Source organism: Mycolicibacterium anyangense (assembly GCF_010731855.1).
In the GTDB taxonomy this organism is placed as follows: domain Bacteria; phylum Actinomycetota; class Actinomycetes; order Mycobacteriales; family Mycobacteriaceae; genus Mycobacterium; species Mycobacterium anyangense.
Window position 1 is genome coordinate 5,446,720 of the sequence record NZ_AP022620.1, and the last position, 18,065, is coordinate 5,464,784.

Below are 18,065 nucleotides of genomic sequence, written 5' to 3' on the forward strand. Positions count from 1 at the left end.
GTGTCGGCTCATGGGGCCGCCGCCGGGGATGGCCGTTGTAGTAGCTCACGAACGGCGGTGATGACATGGCGATGGGGGTGTGGAGCCTCATCGAGAACCCTACGTGCAGTCATCCATTCGGCGATCGACAGCATCGCGACACTCGCAGACGCCGAGATCGCGAGAGGCAGGGGTCCGCCGAGGTATGCCGCAGTGATCGAGCAGGGGAGGGCGAACGCCAACAGTATGACCGCCGTACGGGCTACTTCGTACAGGTGGCCGCTGATGATCAGGAGGGTGATGTTGGCGTTCAGTGCGGCTTGAACCACGCCGCTTGCGGCCATGACGGCCAGAATTACGCTGGCATCTCGAACTGCCGGGCCGTACGCGACTTGGAGGGCCAAGCCGCCGAAGGCGAACAACGCTGCGACCATGCCGGATGTGACAAGTGTGTTCACCGTGGCGACGTTCGAGAGCAGTCGCACCACATCCGCCTTCTTGCCTTCCGCCCATAGCCGTGCCGCAGGCGGGGTTATAGCAAGTGCTGCAAGGCTTTCCAGGATCGTGACTTGACCGGCTATGGTTGCAGCCGCGGAATAGTGAGTAGCGGCTTCAGCGGAGAACGCCACGTTTGCCAACCATATGGTGCCGGTCATCATCAGAAACCACGACAGTTCCAGGATGAACAGCTTTGTCCCATTGCCAATGGCAGCGCGTACAGAATCGAATCCCGCGGATTTCGACAAGGCCACGACATCTCGGCTGTAGAACAGCGCCACGAGAAATTGCAACAGCGCTACGGCGACGTAGGCCGACAGCAGTACGGTCAGGGTGGGCCGCGTCAGGGTGAAGGCCAACAGGCCGACCACCGGCAGGACCATCGTGCTTCGGATGTAGTGCATGGTGGCAACGGACGCTGGAACGTTGCCCACCGCTGCGAAAATGTCGCTGAGCATGAGCCGCAGCGACTCGATGATGATGACCGCAGATGTCAGTAGGTATGCGAGAAGGAAATCACCGTGCCCGACCAATCCTGCGGTGGCGAAGAATGCAACCACCGGAGCCGAGGGGATGGTCAACAGTGCAGTGGCGCGCAGGTGCGTCCCCGCGATCACGCGGCGCTTGTCGTTGTTCTGCTCTGCCGGTATCAGCCGAGTGACATTCTGACCCAATCCGAGCCGCCCGATCAACGGACCGATCGAAAGGGCGGCAAGGATTGCGAAAAAGCTTGCGGCATCACGGTGGTCGAGGGTCCGCACGACGATCACCGTCAGCATGAAGGTGCATACCATCCCGACTGCCGCGGCGACCGCTCGCAAGGAGAAGCTCTGTTTGAGCTCGGCCATGGCTTCGTTTCGGCGGTTCACGGTGCCACACCCCGCCAGCCGGCCCACTGTCCACGGATGAAGGCTCTATCGGCACGGGCTCGAATAGGTTGCCCCCGAACTGTTCTGATGCCGGCGCCGACGGCCTTCCGGGCCGCGTAGTAGCCGAACAAACGAATCGGCAGATGGTGTCTGCGCCACAGATGTCCGATTCCGGCCCCGTATCGCAGCATTTTCGCGACGTACTCTTCACCCGGATTGACCCGATCGTCGTCCTGGAAGACCACGATGTCGGGGCGGTACAGCACACGGCTGCCGCTGGCCAGCATCCGAAGAAGGAGATCCGATTCCTCACCGGCCCCATAGATTCCCGGTGACCCGGTGCCGATGGTTTCGTCGAACGGCCGGTCGGACGGCAGAGCGGAGCGTCGCAGGAACATGGTGCTGCAGATCGACGTTCTCATGAAATTCGTACGGGTGACCGGTACTTCGCGATTGAGCCAACGCAGCATGGACGGTGAGCCGTCAGCGGCGATTTGCTTTCCAGTGATTCCCGCCAGCTCGATGCGCTGGCCCAACTCTGCCAACACCATCCGCACAGTGTCGGGCGAATACCAGCAGTTGTCATCCGGGAAGGCGATGATCGGAGCAGTCGCAAGTTCCAATCCTGCATTACGGCCGACCGACGCTCCCCGTCCGCTCGTGGTCACGCGCCATGGGCCGGGTAAGCCGTGCTCCTTGAGCAATGTGGCGCAGGCCTGCTCCGGGCTTTGGTCGACCAAGATGAACTCGACTTCTTCAGCCAGGTCCACTTGCGCAAGAGCATCGAGATGGCGACGTAGCGCGTTCGGCCGACCAATAGTGGTACATACCAGGGAGATCGCCGGCGAGTTCATGCGCTCTCAAGATCCGCGGAATGCTCTTCCTCCGCAGGGATCTCGGCATGTCGAGGCGGTTGCTGGGGTTGTTCGGTTATGGCGATCGGCTTCGACTCCCGCGATCTGCCGCCGCCGAACAGTGCGCGCCGCGCGCCTACCGCGAATACCGGAACGCCATGTGCGCGGGCGAGTTGAATCACCATCCGCACTTGACGATAGGCATCCGACCCGATCATCGCCACCACGATGATGTGTGTGGCGGTTGCGGCCGCTTGCGGAAGCGCAGATGAGTTGGTCAGCGAACCGCCGTCGATGACGATAGTGGGCGAGTGTCTGTTGCGCGGCGAAAGCGGGCGAGCCAGAACTTCCTCAGCGCGGCGCTGGCGAACGGTCTCCACAAGTCCGTGCTCGGCGGCGGCAAAGGACAGCAGCCGGGCCATCCCGCTGGTGCCGGAATCGGCCGATGCTCCGACGATCAGAAAGCACGCCCCGCGGGCTGCGGGGAGCTGGGCGTAGACTGCCCGCGCGCTACCCGCTTCGGCCTTTGTCACCTTGGCTCGCTCGCCGCGCTTGTGAAGACGGACCACGGGCCACACGACGCTGGCCACTTCGCCTTCGAACGCAGCCATCGAAGTGATGACATCAGTTCGCTTGCGCCAGATGATCGAGAAGCTCAGGGCGGCGATTCCGCCGAGGAGGCCACCTCCGATTGCCCCCAACCACCAGCGGGGCACTCCGGTCGGGGGTGTTTCCGTGGGCTGTTGCACCACCTGGACTCCCGGTGAGCGCAACATCTGAACGCTGATGAACAGGCGCTGATTCTCCAAGACGTTGATGCGGTCCGGCACGCCGGTCATGTCGGGGACGACTGGTCGTGGGAGTGGGTTGCCGGACTCGTCGTATTCCGGCGGCGCGGCGGCCGCTTCGCCCGCCGTCCTGAGCTGATCGCGTAGCGAATCGATGGCAGCACTGAGCGCGTCGACGGCTGCTTGGCCCCGTTCGCGGTTCTGCTGTGTGACGTGATCGCCATAGAGCTTGAGTGCCGTGTTGATGACACGCTCAGCTTGCGGGACCGAAGGTGCGGTCGATGAGAGTGTCACGATCGACGACAACGAGTCCTGAGAGACGCTGAACGTCGTCTTGGTGGGCTCGGCGAGTTCGGTCTGCAACGCAGCGCGGAACCCCGGTGACGACAGGTACGCGACCTCGCCCGAGATATAACTCTGCTGGGACTCGGAGGCCTGTGTATTGGTGGTCATGATCTGGTTGGGGTCGATCGGTTGGTCGATGCGGATCATGGCGCTGACACTGGGCGTCGCTGAGGAGGAATGAAGTGCGAATGCGCCCAGGGTTGCACCGCAGACGATGCCCACCACTGTGAGGGGCCACAACCGCGCTATCCATCGGGACAGCGCTAGCCGGGCTTTCGAGGCCATTTCCGGTCGCTCCAGGTTCGTGAAGATCAGGTGATCTGTTCGACCGCCTGCGAACTGCGGCCCTTTTGCTCAAGAATAGCCGATCGCGCTGGTAGGAGCGTGACGCCAGCCCCGGTGATTTGGCCAATTGGGCCACGTTGCAGGCCTATTCGGCGATCGCCGTGACCATCTGGGTATTTGCGGTTGATCTTTTCGTTAACTTGCTGTGTCGGCACATGTGACGACCACCACGGCCATCGCGTGGCAGTCGGCGTGGGAAAGTGAGACCTCGGTGCGGGTCCAGCCCTGCTGGCGCGCCCGTTCAGCGGTGACTCCGAACAGCTGCAGGGTGGGGGCGGATCCGGTGCTGCAAATCTCGATGTCACGCAGGCTGAAGTGGGCCTCGGGGGCAGCGAATGCCTTGATGACGGCCTCCTTCGCGGCGAACCTGGCAGCCAACCGGGCAACCGATCCGGCGCATTCGTCCAACTCGGCGGGGGTGAACACGCGTTGCAGATATCGGTCACCGAAGGTCGCGATGGACGCCGCGACCTGGTCCAATTCGACGAGGTCGCAGCCCACCCGGATGCGATCCGTCACGAGACCGTCTCGATTGGGATACGGAAAAGCGCGTCCGGCGAGCCGACCGTGCCGGACGGCGTGTGAGCCGCCCCGTCGCTATCGAGCAGAACACGGTAAGGCCGGCCAGCGGGGAGATGGAAATAGTTGTCCGACGCCAGCCATCCTGGCGCATCGATTGATACGTACCGCAGCGCGACGGCAGCGCTGATTGCAAGCTCCCAGACTTGCCCCACCTGTCTGGCCTGAGCGTGCAAGCCGGTGTGGGCCTGAAATGGTCGGGGATTCACCACCAGCGCATCACGCAATGGCGCCGAGTCGACGATGTCCACGACGACGTCGACTGCGTCGGCCCCCGCGGGACCGAAGTGAAAAGCATGGGAGAGATCACGGAACACTCCGGAAAGCTGGGAGTCCATGAACGTCAGCGCTGAGTGCTCCGGCACCGTCACGCGACGCTCCGCGGTCAGGACCGGATGGCCCGTGCTGTCAGTTGCGACAAGCGTCAATCGCCCGGACAAAGGCGTCGCACAGTCGTTGTAGATATCGATGCGGATGCCCGAGAGTCCCTCGTCGGACAACACCACCGCCTGTGGCGCCCACACCCGGCGCAGCGCCACGAGCGCGGCCTTGGGTGCACCGTCGACGTCGAGCAAGCCCCAGCCTGCCCCGGGCCGGCCGTCCTTGCCAGCCAGGACCAGCGCACCTCGGCAACCCGATTCGGCGCGCCGCCAGAATCCGAAGCATCGCGACATCGCCTCGGCGATGGCCGCCCGGCCGAGTTCCAGATAGCGCTCCGGATCGATGCGCCGTACTGCGGCCGGGTCCTCCCCGAACACCTCCCGGACGTAGAAGTCCCGGACGTCTTCGAAATCCCACGATGCGCCGCGGTCCCGGGGTACTTCGGCCTTCCATCGCGGGTCGTGGCCGGCGACGGCGGCCGACCCGAAGTGCCGCTCGACGGCGGCGGGGGATGGCGGATTGGCGAAGGCCAGACACTCGGCGGCGAACCGGACACCGGCGGAGCGGACGTCGGCCACCGGCCGCAGATACCCGCCCACGCCGAACCAGTGCGCGACACCGGTGTCGGGCCGGATCGCCAGATCGTCACTCCCGTCGGGCGGCGCGGGACTGGACCGGACGTAGGGGATGCCCGCGCGTTCGGCGGCGGCGGGCAGCGCCACGTCGAGCAGTTCCATCGCGTGGCCGGCCTTGTCCAGGCCGAGCATCTCCGGGCGTTGCAGCGTCTCACTGCCAGCGCTGAGGACTGCCAGCGCCGGATTGCCCGACACGGCGCGCAGCGCGGAGTTGACCTCGTCGACGATCACCGCGGTCAGTTCACCGGGTGGGTCGAAAGTGGCCAGCATGGCGTCCTGCCAGACCAGCACCCCTAACTCGGCGCAGATCCGCCAGAACTCGGGTTGCTCGGGCACCAGCCCGCCGACGATGCGCACCATAGTGGCCCCGGCGTCGGCGAGCGCGCCGACCTGCCGGCGGATCACCGCTTCATCGGCGGTCAGCGCGACCGGATCCGGCGGAAACCAGGTGGCGCCGCGGCAGAACACGTCAATGCCGTTGACCCGCAATCTGAATCCGGTATCGCGGTCGACGGCGGTCAGGGTCCGGAACCCGAAGAGGTGGCACACCACCGGTTCGCCGCCGGACGACAGCCTCAGCCGGTACAGCGGCTGGTCGCCGTAGCCGCGCGGCCACCACAGTTGGGGGTCGGGCACCTCAACCCCGATGCTGAAGTCCCCGTCGGCGACGGTGGCGCACCCGCTGGCGACGAGTTCACCGGACGGCCCCTCGATCGCGTATTCCAGGACGGCGTCCGGCCCGCTGCCGGTGACCTCGACGCGTCCGGTGTGCGGGTCGGCGGTGACGGTGATGTCGAACAGCGCGCGCTGTGCGGTGACGGTGACCGGCCGCCAGAGGCCGACCGGTACCGGCAGGTTCCCGTACACCGGGGCGCGGCCGAGCAGGGTGGCCCGAGCCCAGCGCAGGCCGGGCGCAGCGACCAGGCTGGAGCGCCAGCGCCCGCGCGGGCGTCGAGTGGCCAGCCAGGCGTTGAGCGCTCCGAAGTGCACCGTGATCTCGTGGGTGCCTGGTTCGATCGGGACCCGCACCGGCAGGAACATCGACACGCATTCGGCAGCTTCCGTGCCGTCGACGAATACCGTCGCGGGAAAGCTCAGCCCGCCGAATTGCACGACCGCCGGTTCGTCGACCGACACGATCGCGCGGTGCCACCAGTCGTGGTCGTCGTCGACCGCGGCCAGCGTGGCAACCGGCGCGGCACGGTCGAGTTCCAGCGCTGACGGCCATAACTCGGCCAGCTCCTCGGGCTTTTGGTATGCGCCCGACTCGGTGCGCACGACCTGCCAGCGGTCCAGCATTGTCACCCCACCGCGGCCGCGAGTGTGGTCATGGCGGTATTCCACTGATCGGCCATGTGAGCCAGCTTCGCCTCGACGTCGACGGTGCGGCCGGTTGCCAGTCGCGCCATCGTGAACTGCACCGACTTCGCGCCGGACGCGACACTGCGGAACGGGGCCTCGGCGGCTGCCGCACCCGGGTAGAGCTGATCGACGTGCACGACGAAATCGGCTGCCAATTCGGCGGTGGCACCGCACTGGCGCAATGTGGCGAACGCCCAACGGTGAAAGCGTGGCATCCCGTCGTGCGGTAGCCACTGCGCGGCCCGGCGAAGACCGTCGGCGAGCCGCTGCACCGGGTTCCCGTCCGGGCGGCGAGACAGGTGTTCGCCGGTGATCCGTCGCAACGCGTCGGGCTCCCGGCGATCCGGGTAACTGCGGATCTGTTCGATATAGGGCAGCAGCGCGGTCGCGGTCCCGGCGGTCAGGCCGAAGACGCCGTCGAAATCATCGTCGCGCAGTTCATAGAGGCCCGCATTGTGCAGGTACCACATCAGCTTGCGGTCGCGGTCGACCCGGGTGGGCACGATGGTGGTCTTGACGTGTTCGGCCCGGTACGCCGTGCCCGCCGTGTCGGGCAGCCACCAGCTGTCCACCTCGACGGTGTGCAGCACCCCGCGCTCTGGACCGGACTCCACGGTCTCCAGTACTGGCATCCAGACGTTCTCCTCGGCTACCTCCAGACCGTAGAGACGGCGGATGTCTTCGGGCAGCGGCTTGAGGAATGACCAGTGCAAGCCGTCGTGATCGGCGGACAGGGCACTGGCGAACGACGGCACCGGGTCGAGCCCGAGCCCGTGCAGCAGTTCGATCCACAGATCGAAATAGCAATTCGTCTCCGGCCAGATCCGGTCGGGTGAATGGGTGACGTGCGGCTGGTGGGTCTCAGGCTCTGCGGAGACAGTGAGGTTCACACCGATGTTTCGGCGAGGCCACCGACGACGCGCGCGATATTCGTCACCGAGGCGAATGTCGACTTCTTCAGCGCCTCGTCAGGGAACTCGATGTCGAATTCGTCCTCGAGGGCGAGCATGACATTCACCGACGCGTGCGAGGTCAGTCCGAGCTTGTAGAGATCGGCGTCGCTGTCGATCCCGTGTGGATCGACCGGCATCCGACCATGTGCCGCGAGCACCTCACGGATCCGTTCCTGCATGCGCCCTCTCCCTAACTCATCGCCGCCGATGTGTTCGCCACACGAATCTCAGCAACATCGTAGCCGCCTGGTAGCCTAGGCGCCTAGCAGTTCTCGCCGACGTTGTCTCAGCTAACATGAGAGCCCTCATGAACGACCGCCTCCCCAACCCAGGATCGGGCACTGCTGCGCGTCTTCAGCTATCTGCGGTGATCAAGGTGGCCGCAGCCGCGGCCGACGATGTCGATCGTAAGGCTCGATTCCCGTCGGAAGCTGTGGAGTCGCTGAAGGAGGCAAACCTTCTCTCGTGCTCGCTCCCGGCCAGTCTCGGGGGTGGCTCGGTTCGCATTGCGGAGTTAGCCAGCGTCGCCCGCGCGATCGGTGGCGCCTGCAGCTCGGCCGCGATGGTCTTCGCCATGCACCACACCCAGGCCTTGACGTTGGCGCATCACGGCAGCACCGGAGAGATCGCCGAGCTCACTGCGAGCATCGCCGGCCAGGAGGCACTGCTGGCGTCGGCGACCACCGAGATCTCCACCGGCGGTGACGTGCGGTCCTCGACGTGCGCCGTGCTCGTCGACGGTGACGAGGTCACCCTGGAGAAGAACGCTCCGGTGATCTCCTATGCCGAGTATGCGGACTACATCTGTGCCACCGCGCGCCGCGGCCCGGACAGCCCGGCCAACGACCAGGTGCTGTTGGTATGCCCGCTGGCCGACACCGCGCTGGAGAAAACCAGCACCTGGGATGTCCTGGGCTTCCGCGGCACCTGTAGTCCAGGATTTCTGCTCAAGAGCAGGACATCATCGAAAAATATTGTGCCCGTTGACTATTCGACAATCTCCGAATATACGATGCTGCCGTCGTCGCACACCTTGTGGGCCTCGGTGTGGCTGGGCATCGCCGATGCGGCGCTGGGCAAGGCGCGTCAGGTGATGCGCAAGAGCGCTCGACCGGGCGGTTCCAACCGCGACGTCATCGCCGCCAAGCTGGCTGATCTGACCGGTGTGCACCAGAGATTCGAATCGTTGGTGATGCGCGAAGTGCAGCGTTACGACGAGTTCCTCCGTTCCGGTGAAAGCGAACCAACGGTCGGTTTTACCATTGCCATGAACAACTTGAAGCTGGGCGCTTCCACGGCAGTCGTCGACGTCGTCGTCGGTGCCCTGCAGCTGATCGGCATCAATGGCTACCGTGAGGACCACGAAGCCTCGATGAGCCGGCTGCTGCGGGATTCGTTCGGCCCGCAGCTGATGGTGTCCAACGACCGAATCCGCGCTAACAACGCCCAACTGGCGTTCATGCACCGCGGGTGAATGAGGGGGAGTCGTGAGCTCGACCAGTGAGGTTCTGGTCGACCCGTTGCAGCGGGCTCGTCAGCAGTTCAACGCCGAGCTGGTGGGTGCGGGTCTGCTGGTTCCGATGGGTATCGAGGGGCTGTACGGGCGCGGCGGAGCCTTCGAGCGCATCGTCGACGGGATCGACGTCGCGGTGCGACGAGCCGGCTACTCCGTCCACGGCGAGCGGGCCAAGGTGCTCCGCTTCCCGCCGGTGTTCTCCCGCGATGCCTTCGAGAAGACCGACTACATCGCGTCCTTCCCGAACCTGACCGGGGCGGTGTCCACCTTCACCGGCGACAACCGCGACCATCGCGCGCTGCTGGAGGACCGCGACGCCGGCCGCCCGTGGGACGGCCACCTCAACTCCGCCGGCACCATGCTGGTGTCCGCGGCGTGTCATCCCAGTTACTCGACGCTGCCCAAGGTCCTGCCGGACGGCGGCCAGCTGATGGACATCTACGGCTACTGCTTCCGCCACGAGCCGGCCATCGATCCGGCGCGGATGCAGGCCTTCCGGATGCACGAGTTCGTGATGGTCGGCTCTGCCGAGCAGGCCGAGAATCACCGCGACTCCTGGATCGGCCACGGTATGGGGGTGCTCGCCGAGCTGGCGCTGGATGCGGTGGCGGTACCCGCCAACGATCCGTTCTTCGGGCGGGTGGGCAAGATGCTGGCCGCCAACCAGCGGGAAGAAAACCTCAAAACCGAACTGACGGTTCGGCTTTACGGGGACCTCGACGACGGCACCGCGATCGTGTCGGCCAACTGCCATCGTGACCACTTCGGTGAGACCTTCGGTCTGCGCACCGCCGAGGGCGAGGTTGCCCACAGTGCGTGTGTCGGCTTCGGGATGGAACGTATCGCCCTGGCGCTGTTGCGCACCCACGGTCTGGAACCAGACACCTGGCCGGTGCCGGTGCAGGCGGCGTTGGGTTGGATCGCCTAACGGCGACCACGCGACGCCGTGCCGTGCGCAAGGTCCGCCACTTGGGGCGCAGGCCACTACAGTCTCAGCGCATGGATGTGAGTGTCGTCAACCACCCGCTGGCCGCCGCGCGCTTGAGCACCTTGCGCGACGAACGCACCGACAACGCCGGCTTCCGCTCCGCGCTGCGCGATCTCACCCACATGCTGGTCTACGAGGCCACCCGCGATGCCCAGTGCGAGGAGATCAGCGTCAAGACGCCGCTGACCACCACCATCGGCAGTCGGCTGGCCCGACCGCCGCTGCTGGTTCCGGTGCTGCGCGCCGGACTGGGCATGGTGGACCAGGCGCACGCGCTGATCCCCGAGGCACAGGTCGGCTTCGTGGGCGTCGCGCGTGACGAAAGCACCCATCAACCAACGCCCTACCTGGAATCGCTGCCCGACGATCTGAGCACCCAGCCGGTGATGGTGCTCGACCCGATGCTGGCCACCGGGGGTTCGATGGCGTACACGATCGGCTTGCTGCACAGTCGAGGCGCGGTGGACATCACCGTGGTGTGCGTGGTGTGCGCGCCGGGCGGTATTGCGGCACTGGAGAAGGCCGCTCCGGAGGCCCGGCTGTTCACCGCCGCCGTCGACGACGGGCTCAACGACGTCGCCTATATCGTGCCGGGACTCGGCGACGCCGGTGACCGTCAGTTCGGTCCGCGCTGATCACCACCGTCCGGCAGCCGCCAGCAGCTGATCCTCGATCGCGGCGGCCTGCCCGCGCGCCGCGTCCAGGCCTGCGGTGACAGATCGGCGAACTTCGGTGTAGCACTTGAGCTTGGGCTCAGTGCCCGACGGGCGGATCACCACCCGCACCGAGGTCTGGTCATCCCCGCCGGACAGGATCAGCGCGTCGGTGCGCTGCTGACCACGAGCCTGCAGAAGATCCGTGGCGGTGACGGGGAAGCCGGCCAGTTCGGTGGGCGGGTCGGCACGTAATCGGGCCATGATCGCGGCGGCCTGTGCCGGGTCCTCGACCCGACGCGACAGTGCGCCGGTGGTGTGCACACCGTGGCGCAGGGCTAGCTCATCCAGCGCTTGAGGTATCGAAACATTCTGTGCAGCAAGGCTTGCCACCAGATCGCAGGCCAGCACCGCGGCGCTGATGCCGTCCTTGTCGCGCACGGCGGCGGGATCGACGCAGTGCCCGATGGCTTCTTCGTAGGCGTAGACCAGATGGGCATCGGGCACAGCCGCGTCAGCACGGGCCAGCCACTTGAATCCGGTGAGGGCCTGTACGTGGCGGGCGCCGTGGTCGGCTGCGATCGCGGCCAGCAGCTGCGACGACACCACACTACTGGCCACCACACTGTGGGCAGCCTCGCCGGCCGCAAGGGTGGCGAGGATGTAATCGCCGAACAGCCAACCGGTTTCGTCACCGCTGAGCATCCGCCAGCCTGACGGTGTCGGAACGCCGATGGCGCAGCGATCGGCGTCGGGATCGAGGGCTATCGCGATATCGGCGCCGATGCGGTCAGCCAGGTCCAGCAGGGCGTCGGTGGCGCCGGGTTCCTCGGGGTTGGGGAAGGCCACTGTCGGGAAATCCGGGTCGGGGGCGAATTGGCTGTCGACGGTGTGCAGGTCGTCGAATCCGGCCAGCCGCAGCGCGCGGAGAGCGAGCGCGCCACCGACACCGTGCATGGCGGTCAATGCCACCCGCACCGAGCCTGTCGTGCGCCGCACACCGGCGGCGCGGGCCACGTAGTCGTCGAGCAGCTCGGTGCCCGCGGCGGCGACGGCCACCCGGGGGATCTGGTCGGCGGGCGGTGCCGCGGCCATGGCGGCTTCGATATCACGGTCGGTCGGCGAGATGATCTGCATACCGCCGTCGAAGTAGACCTTGTAACCGTTGTCGGCCGCGGGATTGTGCGAGGCGGTGATCTGCACGCCCGCGGCGGCCCCCAGCCGCCGGACAGCGTAGGCCACCACCGGTGTCGGCACGGCGCCCGGCAGCATGAGAACCGAAAATCCTTGACCGGCAAGAACTTCAGCGGTCGCCGCGGCGAACGCCGCCGAGCCGTGCCGGGCGTCTCGGCCCACCACCACCGTCGAGCCGCCCAGGCAGCGATCCCGTAATACCGTGCCCACCGCCCAGCTGGCGCGGGTCACCATCGCAACGTTCATCGCGTCCGGCCCGCCGCGTACCGGCCCGCGCAGACCCGCAGTACCGAACGTCAGCGGCCGGGCGAATCGCGCAGCCAGCTCCTCGGCGTCGCAGGCGGCCAGTTCGGCGGCCGTGACGGGGTCGGGATCGTGGGCGATCCATTCCTCGGGCGTCACGGAGTCGATTGTGCACCGTGTTCGGCGTCGGCCAGCTTGCGCAGCACCGGTGCGGTCAGCATCAGCAGGTTGAACTCGAGGTCGGTCAGGTGCTCGCGCATCGCGTCGAAGAGCCACGCATCGCGCCGGGCGCGGTCGCGGAGCAGGAGGTCCAGCCCGTCGGAGGTGAGTTCGATCAGCTGCCGACGCCGGTCGTTGGCGTCCGGCCGGCGCGAGATGAGCCCACGCGATTCCACTTCGTTGATGCTGTCGGTCAGCGATTGCACCCGCACTCCCAGTCGTGCCGCCATCTCGGCCGGGGTGGTGGTTCCGGCGCGATTGACGTCGCCGAGCACTTCGAGCTGGCTCAGTGTCAGGCCGTTGTCGGGCCGGTGCCGGCGCAACTGACGGGCCAGCGCCATCATGGCCTCGCGCAGCTCGGTGGCCGGCGTCGCCGCACTGTCACTCATATTCCAAGTTATACCTTGGTATTGGGTGATCTGTATCGCAAAACGGCCAGTTGGTAAGACAATGAAAGCAAGTCTATACTTAGCAATATGACGTGGGTTTTGCTGGTTCTCGGGACTGTCGGAGTCACCGTGCCGCTGGACCTGCTCGGCGTCCCATCGGCGGCGTTGTTCGCCGCGTTGCTGGTCGGCGTGGCCCTGGCGATCGCCCGCCTGGCCCCGACAGCGGTGCCGCGCCGGGCAGGCCTGGCCGCGCAGGGCATTCTCGGGGTGTACATCGGCACGATGGTGCACTCCGACGCACTCGGTGCGCTCGGGTCGCACTGGCCGGTCGTCGTCGCATTGAGTGTGGTGACGTTGCTGCTCAGCATCGGTGCGGGGGTGCTACTGGGGCTGCGGCGTGACGTCACCGCGCTCACCGGATCCCTGGCGCTGGTCGCCGGCGGTGCGTCGGGTCTGGTCGCCATTGCCCGTGAACTCGGCGGTGACGACCGGATCGTCGCCGTCGTGCAGTACCTGCGGGTGGCCGTCATCACCGCCGCCATGCCGCTGGTCGTCACGCTCGTCTTCCATGCCCAACGATCTGCGGGTTCCGTCGCACCTACCGAAATCCATTCCGCGCCTTGGTATGTGAGCATCCCGATGCTGGCCGCCCTGGTGCTGGCAGGTTCGATGGGGGCGCGGCTGATCCGGCTGCCCGGCGCCGGCCTGCTCGGCCCGATGGCGCTGACCATCGCGATCGAACTCGGCGGGGTCTCGTTCGGGCTTGCGGTGCCTGACGTGCTGGTGCAGGTGTCCTACATGCTGATCGGCTGGCAGGCCGGGGTGGCGTTCACCCGGGAGTCGCTGCGGGCCATCGAACGATTACTGCCCACTGCCCTGGGGCTGATCATCCTGCTCAACGTCGCCACCGCCGGGTTGGGTGTGGCATTGGCCAAGCTCACCGGCGTCAGCATGCTCGACGGCTATCTGGCCACCAGTCCGGGTGGCATCTACGCGGTGCTCGCCACCGCGGTGGAAACCGGTTCGAACGTCACCTTCATCGTCGCCGCGCAGGTCCTGCGGGTGCTGCTGATGCTGTTCGCCGCACCGATGATGGCCCGCGGCTACGCCAGGTGGACTCAGAGCCGGGCCAGCACCGAGGCCAGCAGCGATCCCATCCGGCTCGCCGACTCCCGCCCGGCGGCCAGCACCTCGGCGTGACTGAGGGGCTCGCCGGTCATCCCGGCGGCCAGGTTGGTCACCAGCGACAAGCCCAGGACTTCGGCGCCCACCGCTCGCGCCGCGATGGTCTCGTGCACCGTGGACATCCCGACCAGGTCGGCGCCCAGCGTCCGCAGCATCCGGATCTCGGCCGGCGTCTCGTAATGTGGGCCGGGGAGCCCGGCGTACACCCCTTCGGCCAGGGTCGGGTCGACGGCCCGGGCCAGCGTTCGCAGCCGCGGCGAATAGGCGTCGACCAGGTCCACGAACTGCGCACCCACCAACGGTGAGCGCGCCGTCAGGTTCAGGTGGTCGCTGATCAGCACGGGCTGGCCCACCTGATACTCCTCCCGCAACCCGCCGGCCGCGTTGGTCAGCACCACGACGTCGGCGCCGGCCGCGCGTGCGGTGCGGACCGGATGCACCACGTCGCTCAGGTCGTGGCCTTCGTAGGGGTGGATCCGGCCCAGGAACACCAGCACGTTGTGCGAGCCGATCGGGATCGACAGCAGCCGCCCGCGGTGACCGAGCGCCGAGGGCGGGATGAAGCCGGGTAGCCCGGACATCGGGACTTCGGCGGCGGGGGTGCCGAGCGCGTCGGCTGCCGGAGCCCAGCCGGATCCCAGGATGACGGCGACGTCGTGGCGCGCCACTCCGGTGCGCTCGGCGATCACCGATGCGGCGTGCTCGGCGTCAGGACTCACAGCCTGCGAGCCTAGCTCGCAATGAGATACTGCGGGGATGCCTACGCTGACTGCGTCGACCCGCGTCGAGGACGTCGTCGGGGCACGTCGTGGCGATCTGATCGAACTGTCGCACTCCATCCACGCCGAACCGGAGCTTGCGTTCGCCGAATACCGCAGTTGTGCCAAGGCCCAAACGCTGGTGGCCGAGCGTGGATTCGAGGTGACTGCGGCGGCCGGCGGCCTCGACACTGCCTTTCGCGCCGACTTCGGCAGCGGCCCGCTGGTCATCGGGATCTGTGCCGAATACGACGCGCTGCCCGGGATCGGACATGCCTGTGGGCACAACATCATCGCAGCGTCGGCGGTGGGTGCGGCGCTGGCGTTGGCTGAGGTCGCCGACGATCTCGGGTTGACCGTCGCGCTGATCGGTACCCCGGCCGAGGAGTCCGGCGGCGGTAAGGCGTTGCTGATCGACGCCGGGGTGTTCGACGATGTCGCGGCCGCGGTGATGGTCCATCCCGGTCCGATCGACATCGCTGCCGCCCGTTCACTGTCGCTGTCGGAGGTGACGGTCACCTACACCGGCCGCGAATCGCATGCCGCCGTGGCGCCGTACCTGGGGATCAACGCCGCCGACGCGGTGACCGTCGCGCAGGTGGCCATCGGGTTGCTGCGTCAGCAGATGGCACCCGGTCAGATGACCCACGGCATCGTCACCGAAGGCGGCGCCGCCACCAACATCATTCCGGGCCGGGCCCGGCTGCAGTACACGATGCGAGCCGCCGACACTGCCGCGCGACTGGCGTTGGAGGACAAGATGCGCGGGTGTTTCGCCGCCGGCGCGGTGGCCACCGGCTGCGAATACACCATCGCCGAGGCCGCCCCCGCCTATGCCGAACTCACCCCCGACGCCTGGCTGTCCGAGGTGTTCCGTGCCGAGATGGTGCGCCTGGGCCGCCAACCGGTGACACCCGAACTGGAAGTTGCGCTTCCGCTGGGGTCCACCGATATGGGAAACGTCACCCAGCTGCTCCCGGGCATCCACCCGGTGGTCGGTATCGATTCCGGCGGCGCGGTGATCCACCAGCCGGGCTTCGCGACCGCCGCAGCTGGGCCCAGTGCCGACCGCACCGTCGCGGAGGCAGCAATCATGTTGGCGCGCACGGTGGTTCGGCTAGCAGAGACGCCGGCCGAACGAGACCGGGTGCTCGAACTACGGGATCGACGGAGCCGCGCATGAGCCTCGCCGACAGCGCCGAGTCCTGGCTCGCCGCTCACTTCGACGATCTGGTCCAGTGGCGCCGCCACATTCACCGTCACCCCGAACTGGGCCGTCAGGAGTTCGCCACCACCCAGTTCGTCGCCGACCGCTTGGTGGACACCGGACTCAACCCCAAGGTGCTGCCGGGCGGCACCGGCCTGACCTGTGACTTCGGCCCCGAGCACGCTCCGCGGATCGCGCTGCGGGCCGATATGGACGCCTTGCCGATGGCTGAACGCACCGGCGCGCCGTACTCGTCGACGGTGCCGAACGTGGCCCACGCGTGCGGTCATGACGGCCACACCGCGGTCCTGCTCGGTGTGGCGAATGCGCTGGCCGCGGCGCCCGAGCTGCCGGTCGGGGTGCGGCTGCTGTTCCAGCCGGCCGAGGAGCTGATGCCCGGTGGCGCCATCGACGCGATCGCGGCCGGGGCACTCACCGGGGTGTCGCGGATCTTCGCGCTGCACTGCGACCCGCGACTGGAGGTCGGCCGGGTGGCGATCATCCCGGGGCCGATCACCTCGGCGGCGGACTCGCTGGAGATCACCCTGCACTCGCCGGGTGGGCACACCTCCAGGCCGCACCTGACCTCGGATCTGGTGTACGGCATGGGCACGGTGATCACCGGACTGCCCGGTGTGTTGTCGCGTCGCATCGACCCGCGGCACAGCACGGTGATGGTGTGGGGTGCCGCCAACGCCGGAGTGGCGGCCAACGCCATCCCGCAGAGCGGCACGCTGGCCGGCACGGTACGGACTGCCAGTCGGGAAACCTGGGCCGGAATGGAAGATCTTGTCCGAGAGATCGTTTCGGGACTCCTGACGCCCCTGGGTATCGAACATTCGCTGCAGTACCACCGCGGGGTGCCGCCGGTGGTCAACGAGGAGCGCTCGACGCAGATCATGACCCACGCCATCGAGGCCGTCGACCCCGAAGCGCTGGCCGACACCCGGCAGTCCGGCGGCGGCGAGGACTTCTCCTGGTACCTCGAAGAGGTGCCCGGCGCGATGGCCCGCCTCGGGGTGTGGAGCGGGCAGGGGCCGCAGCTCGATCTGCACCAGCCGACGTTCGACCTCGACGAGCGGGCGCTGGCGGTGGGTGTGCGGGTACTGGTGAACGTGATCGAACAGTCGGCGGTGTTGGGATGAAACTTCTGGTCACCGGCGGCGCCGGATATGTCGGCAGCGTGTGCGCCACGGTGCTGCTCGAAGCCGGCCACGAGGTGGTGGTGGTCGACGACTTGTCGACCGGCAACGCCGACGCCGTACCGGCGGGTGCACAGTTCGTGGAAGCCGACATGGTCGAGGCCGCGCCGGGACTGCTCGGCGACGAATCCTTCGACGGTGTCCTGCATTTCGCCGCCAAATCACTGGTGGGCGAATCGGTGGTGGCTCCGGAGCTGTACTGGTTCGGCAATGTCGTCAAGACCTTGCAGCTGCTGGAGGCGATGCGCGCGGCCGGGACACCGCGACTGGTGTTCTCGTCGACGGCGGCCACGTACGGCGAGCCGGAGTCGGTGCCGATCACCGAGGACGCACCGACCCGGCCGACCAACGCCTATGGCGCGACCAAGCTGGCGATCGACCACGCGATCACGTCGTATGCCGCTGCCCACGGGCTGGCAGCCACCAGCCTGCGGTATTTCAACGTCGCGGGCGCCTACGGTGGGCTCGGCGAGCGGCATGCCACCGAGACGCACCTCATCCCGCTGGTGCTGCAGGTCGCGACCGGTGCTCGCGAGGAGATCCTGGTGTTCGGTACCGACTGGCCGACGCCGGACGGCACGTGCATCCGCGACTACATCCACGTGCGAGACCTCGCCGATGCCCACGTGCTGGCGCTGCAGACCGCGCAGCCCGGCTCGCACCGGATCTACAACCTCGGCAACGGTACGGGGTTCTCGGTGCGGGAGGTCATCGCCTGCTGCGAGCGGGTGGTCGGCAAGCCGATCGCCGCGCGCGATGTCGAGCGTCGGGCCGGTGACCCGGCGGTGCTGATCGCCTCGAGTGCCAAGGCGATCGCCGAACTCGGCTGGCAGCCACGCCACACCAGTCTCGACGAGATCGTCTCGGATGCTTGGGAGTTCACCCGCTCCCGCTGAGGTTCCTGGCGCGAGCGTGCGTGTCTG

At 67.2% G+C, this 18,065-nt stretch carries 17 protein-coding genes; 7 read left to right on the forward strand and 10 right to left on the reverse strand.

Annotated elements, in window-relative coordinates; translation table 11 throughout:
• Nucleotides 1-8: 8 nt before the first annotated feature.
• From G6N35_RS25720 to G6N35_RS25750, 7 genes are all read right to left on the reverse strand, one after another.
• Nucleotides 9-1,346: a lipopolysaccharide biosynthesis protein gene (locus G6N35_RS25720; RefSeq protein WP_163807173.1), complete on the reverse strand. Its 1,338-nt coding sequence runs from the start codon at nt 1,344-1,346 to the stop codon at nt 9-11.
• Nucleotides 1,343-2,200 (reverse strand): glycosyltransferase family 2 protein, encoded by an 858-nt coding sequence (locus G6N35_RS25725; RefSeq protein ID WP_163807174.1) that lies wholly within the window; start codon nt 2,198-2,200, stop codon nt 1,343-1,345. Before G6N35_RS25725 ends, G6N35_RS25720 begins: the two co-directional genes overlap by 4 nt.
• Complete coding sequence (locus tag G6N35_RS25730) at nt 2,197-3,480, reverse strand: Rossmann-fold NAD(P)-binding domain-containing protein (protein WP_220098528.1); 1,284 nt, start codon at nt 3,478-3,480, stop codon at nt 2,197-2,199. The genes G6N35_RS25725 and G6N35_RS25730 overlap by 4 nt, the downstream gene beginning before the upstream one ends.
• A 333-nt stretch (nt 3,481-3,813) precedes the next feature.
• The gene (acpS, locus tag G6N35_RS25735; RefSeq protein ID WP_179967422.1) at nt 3,814-4,197 is read right to left on the reverse strand and encodes a holo-ACP synthase; all 384 of its coding nucleotides are present in this window, start codon (nt 4,195-4,197) and stop codon (nt 3,814-3,816) included.
• The gene (locus G6N35_RS25740; protein ID WP_407664644.1) at nt 4,194-6,572 is read right to left on the reverse strand and encodes a glycoside hydrolase family 2 protein; all 2,379 of its coding nucleotides are present in this window, start codon (nt 6,570-6,572) and stop codon (nt 4,194-4,196) included. The genes acpS and G6N35_RS25740 overlap by 4 nt, the downstream gene beginning before the upstream one ends.
• 2 nt (nt 6,573-6,574) lie before the next feature.
• The gene (locus G6N35_RS25745; protein WP_246224511.1) at nt 6,575-7,525 is read right to left on the reverse strand and encodes a DUF1839 family protein; all 951 of its coding nucleotides are present in this window, start codon (nt 7,523-7,525) and stop codon (nt 6,575-6,577) included.
• Nucleotides 7,522-7,767 carry an acyl carrier protein gene (locus G6N35_RS25750; protein WP_163807177.1) on the reverse strand — a complete coding sequence of 82 codons (246 nt, stop codon included), beginning with the start codon at nt 7,765-7,767 and terminating at the stop codon, nt 7,522-7,524. The genes G6N35_RS25745 and G6N35_RS25750 overlap by 4 nt, the downstream gene beginning before the upstream one ends.
• A 128-nt stretch (nt 7,768-7,895) precedes the next feature.
• Between G6N35_RS25750 and G6N35_RS25755 the strand changes: the two genes are divergently transcribed.
• The 3 genes from G6N35_RS25755 (at nt 7,896) to upp (ending at nt 10,727) form a co-directional block, all read left to right on the forward strand.
• Nucleotides 7,896-9,062 carry an acyl-CoA dehydrogenase family protein gene (locus G6N35_RS25755; protein ID WP_179967423.1) on the forward strand — a complete coding sequence of 389 codons (1,167 nt, stop codon included), beginning with the start codon at nt 7,896-7,898 and terminating at the stop codon, nt 9,060-9,062.
• A gap of 13 nt (nt 9,063-9,075) precedes the next feature.
• Entirely contained in the window at nt 9,076-10,032 is a 957-nt protein-coding gene (locus G6N35_RS25760) for an amino acid--[acyl-carrier-protein] ligase (protein ID WP_163807179.1), read from the forward strand.
• A gap of 71 nt (nt 10,033-10,103) precedes the next feature.
• Nucleotides 10,104-10,727, forward strand: a complete 624-nt coding sequence (gene upp / locus G6N35_RS25765; RefSeq protein ID WP_163807180.1) for a uracil phosphoribosyltransferase — start codon at nt 10,104-10,106, stop codon at nt 10,725-10,727.
• Here upp and G6N35_RS25770 read toward each other — a convergent pair whose 3' ends face one another.
• A complete protein-coding gene (locus tag G6N35_RS25770) occupies nt 10,728-12,341 on the reverse strand; it encodes a phospho-sugar mutase (protein ID WP_163807181.1) in 1,614 nt (537 codons plus the stop codon).
• Nucleotides 12,338-12,790, reverse strand: coding sequence for a MarR family winged helix-turn-helix transcriptional regulator (locus G6N35_RS25775; protein WP_163807182.1), 453 nt, complete (start codon nt 12,788-12,790; stop codon nt 12,338-12,340). The genes G6N35_RS25770 and G6N35_RS25775 overlap by 4 nt, the downstream gene beginning before the upstream one ends.
• Nucleotides 12,791-12,877: 87 nt before the next feature.
• Here G6N35_RS25775 and G6N35_RS25780 point away from each other — a divergent pair, with 87 nt between their 5' ends.
• The gene (locus G6N35_RS25780; protein ID WP_163807183.1) at nt 12,878-13,990 is read left to right on the forward strand and encodes an AbrB family protein; all 1,113 of its coding nucleotides are present in this window, start codon (nt 12,878-12,880) and stop codon (nt 13,988-13,990) included.
• On the opposite strand, the gene G6N35_RS25785 is transcribed toward G6N35_RS25780, so the two are convergent.
• Nucleotides 13,909-14,694, reverse strand: coding sequence for a purine-nucleoside phosphorylase (locus G6N35_RS25785; RefSeq protein ID WP_246224512.1), 786 nt, complete (start codon nt 14,692-14,694; stop codon nt 13,909-13,911). The genes G6N35_RS25780 and G6N35_RS25785 overlap by 82 nt on opposite strands.
• A gap of 37 nt (nt 14,695-14,731) precedes the next feature.
• Here G6N35_RS25785 and G6N35_RS25790 point away from each other — a divergent pair, with 37 nt between their 5' ends.
• Genes G6N35_RS25790 through galE form a run of 3 tightly spaced genes read left to right on the forward strand, consistent with a single transcriptional unit; the run spans nt 14,732 to nt 18,038 of the window.
• On the forward strand, nt 14,732-15,916 hold the full coding sequence (locus tag G6N35_RS25790; RefSeq protein WP_163807185.1) for a M20 family metallopeptidase: 1,185 nt from the start codon (nt 14,732-14,734) through the stop codon (nt 15,914-15,916).
• Entirely contained in the window at nt 15,913-17,085 is a 1,173-nt protein-coding gene (locus tag G6N35_RS25795) for an amidohydrolase (protein ID WP_163807186.1), read from the forward strand. Before G6N35_RS25790 ends, G6N35_RS25795 begins: the two co-directional genes overlap by 4 nt.
• Nucleotides 17,082-18,038, forward strand: coding sequence for a UDP-glucose 4-epimerase GalE (gene galE / locus G6N35_RS25800; protein ID WP_163807187.1), 957 nt, complete (start codon nt 17,082-17,084; stop codon nt 18,036-18,038). The genes G6N35_RS25795 and galE overlap by 4 nt, the downstream gene beginning before the upstream one ends.
• Nucleotides 18,039-18,065 lie beyond the last annotated feature (27 nt).